The sequence below is a fragment of the uncultured Campylobacter sp. genome, from assembly GCF_938018035.1.
In the GTDB taxonomy this organism is placed as follows: Bacteria; Campylobacterota; Campylobacteria; order Campylobacterales; family Campylobacteraceae; genus Campylobacter_B.
Map to the genome: position 1 here is coordinate 1 of NZ_CALIJF010000062.1, position 4,357 is coordinate 4,357.

Genomic DNA, 4,357 nt, shown 5'->3' on the forward strand with positions numbered 1-4,357 from the left:
CCGCACCGCCGCGTCATAAGCGACGAGTTCGCCTCACAGATCGCACGCACGCTCGGGCGCGGCGGCCGCTTCGAGCTTCGCACCGACAGCGAGGAGTACTTCCTCTACGCGATGCAAAAGCTCTCGCCCTACGTGCAGCGCAAAGCGGGCGAAATTTCGCACTTCAAAAACCGCGACGCCGCCGTAGCGAGCAAATACGAGGATAGATGGCGCAAAATGGATAAAGATATCTACGATCTGATCTACGAGAACAAAACCGCGGGCCGGGGCGAGCCGCAGCAGTTTGAGATGGAATTTTTAAAATTTGACGCGGCGGCAATCGCGCGAAATTTTAAAAATTCTACCTTCAAAGGCGAGGATTTTTTCGTGCATTTTGAGGAAATTTTTTACTTTGACGCGCAAAAAAGCTTGGACGCGGGCAGCGCTTGCGAAGCGAACGGCGTAAATTTAAGCAGCGCGGGCGAAGCTATAAACAACGGCGAAGCTATAAATTTAGACGCGACGCGTGGCAAAAATTTAACTGAGCGCGCGAGCATGGATGAAATTTCGGCAAACTGCGGCAAAATTTCAGCTACGACAGCGGGCGATAAAATTTCAACTTGCACGAACGCTGCGCAAATTCTAAAAAAAGCAAGCGTCGCGCCAAATACAAATTGCACAAATGAAACCAGCGCAAATTTAAACGAGGATCGCTTGAGCACAAACGGCGTAAATTTAACGAGCGACGTTCCCGTCGCAGTAAGCGCTAAATTTAGCCGCTCTGCTTCAAGCGAAAAACGCGCTTTAGCCTGCGAGCAGATCGCAACAAGCAGCGCGCCAAATGCTAGCGGCACGGAGGGTGCGCTTGCGGCTATCGGCGCGACAGGCGCAAGCACTGCACCTGCAACGATCGGTGCAATAGATGCAAACAATGCGCCGAATTTGGACGGCTCATTCGCAGCGACCAGTGCGATAGAAGAGAGCGCCGCGCCGAATGCGACCCGCACAGACGGAGCGAACGTTACGCAAATTCTAAAAAAAGCGAGCGACGCACTAAATACAAACCATGCAGATGAAACGGGCGCAAATTTAAACGAGGATAGCTTGAGCACAAATGGCGTAAATTTAACAGACGGCGGTGCAGCGAATGCTAAAAATACAACAAACGCAAGTGCCGCATCTTACAAAAATGAGCCGCAAGCCGAACTGAAAAACGAGCTAAACCACGCTGCTGAACCGCAAGTCGAATTACAAAATAAGTCAAACTCTATCAAGTCGCAAGTCGGGTACCGAAGCGAGCCGAAGCGAGCCGAGCTACAAGCCGAACACCAAGACAAATTAAACCGTGCCGAGCCACGAACTGAACAGCAAAGCAAGCCGTGCACCGCAGAGCCGCAGGATGTGCTAATCCTGCTTTCGCTCGGGGCATTCGACTTTCCGCAGCAGTGTTTTATCCGCGCAAACGCAAGCGGCACGCGCTACTTCATCCGCCGCCCGCTTCCTACGCGCGAAAACCACGCGGCACATCAAAAAATTTCGGAGATATTTTCACAATGGCAGAGATAACGGACGATTACAACATCATCACCGCAGCGGGCCTCACGCTAGGCTACGAAAAGGCGGGCGCGGTCATCCAGGACGCGAGTTTCGGCATCGGCGCGAAGGATTTCGTCATCATCACGGGCAAGAGCGGCAGCGGCAAATCCACGCTGCTTAAGTCCTTCTACGGCGGCATCGACATCATCGGCGGCGAGCTGAACGTCTGCCTGTGCGATCTAAAGGGCATCACAAACTCCGATCTACGCACCCTGCGCCAGCGCATCGGCATTATCTTTCAAAACTACCGCCTGATCAACGAATGGACGATCGAGCGCAACATAATGCTTCCGTTAATGATAATGGGCTACAATCAGCAGGTCTGCCAAGACCAAGCCAAAAAGCTACTGCGCCACGTCGAGCTCGGGCACAAGATGGGCAAGTATCCGCTCGAGCTTAGCGGCGGCGAGCAGCAGCGCGTGGCTTTGGCGCGTGCGATGGCGCATAATCCGCGCCTGCTGCTGTGCGACGAGCCTACGGGAAATTTGGACGACTACTCCAGCGCCATTATTTGGAATTTGCTGCGCTCGGCATGCGAGTCGTGGAACGCCTGCGTCGTCATCGTGACGCATAAAATGCCCGCCACGCTGCGTTTTAGGCACCGACATTTTGAGATTAAGGACGCTAAAGTAAATGAAATCGATTAAAACCCATTTCGGCGTGATCTTTTCGCTCGTCGCGCTGCTTTTTTCCGTGCAGTTTGGAATTTTTATGAGCAACCTAACCAAAAGCTACGAGCGCTCGATCCAAAACGAATACAACATCGTGCTAGTCTCCAAAACCTCGCTCAGCCTGCAAGACGCGCAAAAAGCGGTGCCGAAGATCAGCTCGATTAGCGAAATTTCCACAGCAGGCATCACCGAGCGGCTGAAGGGTAAAATTTCACAAAACGCCTTTGCCGAGCTTAGTAAAAATTTGCCTAAATTTTATAGCGTTAAGCTCGAAAGCTTCCCCGACGCCGCGCAGCTTGCCAAGATCGAGCAGGATCTAAAATCGATCGGCTCGCTTACGAGAGTTGAAATTTTTAAAAAGACCCACGATGAAATTTTTAAAATTTTACTGCTTATCAAAAGCCTCGTTTACGGCTTTGCGTTTCTCATCGTGCTTTTAGGCGTGATGTTAATTCACCGCCAGATGCGTATTTGGGTTTACGAACACAAAGAGCGCATCGAGATCATGGAGCTTTTCGGCGCGTCGTTTCTGATAAAAAGCGGCAAGCTCTACCGAATGGCGATAATAGACTCCTTCATCGCCACGCTGATCGTGACCTGCTTCTACATTGCGCTTCCGGGTTGGGAGGTGTTTTCGACAACGCTTAAGGGTATCGGCGATCTACGCACTGCCATAGTGCTGCCTTACGACGCGTTGATCCTTTTGGGCGTGGCTTTAGCGCTATCTATCATCGCAGTAAGTTTCGTGATGCTGCAAATCGGAAATAAACGAGCATGAAAAGAGCTTTTTTAGCGCCGCTTCTTGCGCTGGGGCTTGGCGCGGGTTTTATTTATGCTGCGCCCGCAAAGCAGCAAAGCACGAAAGATAAGATCGCCAAAGCGGGTCAAGAGCTCAAAAGCTCGCAAAAGGAGGGTATGCAGCTCTCGCAAAAGATCGACGAGATCGCTGGCCAGATCGTAAAGGAGCAGGAGGGCTTTAAAAAGCGCGAGGGCGAGATCAAACAGCTAAGCGACGCGATCGAGGGCTTAAAAGATCAATACGCCGCCGAAGCGCAGGAGCTTGAAAAGCTTAATAGCCAAAACGTCACGCTTCTTAGCGTGCAAAACGACCTAGAAAGCAAGATCGCAAGCGTGATCTCGCAAGAGCTATCATTTGATCTCATCACCGACGTAAATTCCACCACCACGCCCGATTCTATCATGGCTAGCGAAATTTTGGAGGGGCTCGGCGTCGTTATGAACGACGAGCTGAAGGGGCTGATCAAAGACTACGAAAATAATCAAAATTTTATCAACGAGCAGAACAAAAAGATCAAATCGATCCAGGCGAGCATGGCGGGCTATGACAAGAAAAAAACCGATCTCGACGCCAAGCAAACCACCCAAAAAGAGAAGCTCGCGCAGATGAAAAAGGACAAAGAGGACTATATCGCGCGCCTGGAGAAGATAAACGACGAGCAAGACGCCATATCTAAGACCCTGCAGGAGCTTAAGATCATCGACGACGCCGAGGAAAAAGCCAAAGCGCAGAAGGAGGAAGCAGCACGCCAAGCAAAGCTTGAAGCGCAGAAGCAAAAGGAGCGCCAGGCACGCGAAAAAGAGTACGCCAAAGCAAAAGCGGCTGCCAAAAAGGCGGGTAAGCCCGAGCCTGCGCCTCCTAGCGAGCCCGAGCCAGAAGTGAGCGAGCCGGCGGATGAGCGCGTAAGCAAGATCAACCAAAAGGTCAAGCAGTACGGCTCGAGCTATCAGTCATCGCGCGTTAAAAAATACAGCGGAGCCAAGACCGCAGCGCCTCTGAACGGCGCGTATTTGAAGCGGAAATTCGGCAACTACAACGATCCCGTGTATAACATCAAGCTTTTCAACGAAAATATCGTGCTGGGATCAAACAGCGGCGACACGCAGGTTAAGGCGGTACTGCCGGGCAAGGTGGTCTTTGCTAAAGAGACCGCCGTGCTCGATAAGGTCGTGATCCTAGAGCACAGCGGCGGCATCCATACGATCTACGCGCATCTAAATCAGATCCCGCCTACCGTGCGCGTCGGCTCCAACGTCAAAAAGGGCTACATCATCGGGCGCATCGGCTCGGATCTGACCTTTGAGGTGACGCA

General features: G+C 51.9%; 3 protein-coding genes and 1 pseudogene. All 4 read left to right on the forward strand.

The features are described 5' to 3' along the window. Positions 1 to 1,545: pseudogene (locus tag Q0257_RS02015) on the forward strand (hypothetical protein); the annotation flags it as partial. Next, on the forward strand, positions 1,533 to 2,222 hold the full coding sequence (locus tag Q0257_RS02020; protein ID WP_295152369.1) for an ATP-binding cassette domain-containing protein: 690 nt from the start codon (positions 1,533 to 1,535) through the stop codon (positions 2,220 to 2,222). The pseudogene Q0257_RS02015 and the gene Q0257_RS02020, both read left to right, overlap by 13 nt. Continuing rightward, positions 2,209 to 3,024 (forward strand): hypothetical protein, encoded by an 816-nt coding sequence (locus Q0257_RS02025; protein ID WP_297961083.1) that lies wholly within the window; start codon positions 2,209 to 2,211, stop codon positions 3,022 to 3,024. Before Q0257_RS02020 ends, Q0257_RS02025 begins: the two co-directional genes overlap by 14 nt. Further along, positions 3,021 to 4,357: peptidoglycan DD-metalloendopeptidase family protein (locus tag Q0257_RS02030; RefSeq protein WP_298020933.1), on the forward strand; the 1,337-nt coding region annotated here is incomplete at its 3' end. The genes Q0257_RS02025 and Q0257_RS02030, both read left to right, overlap by 4 nt.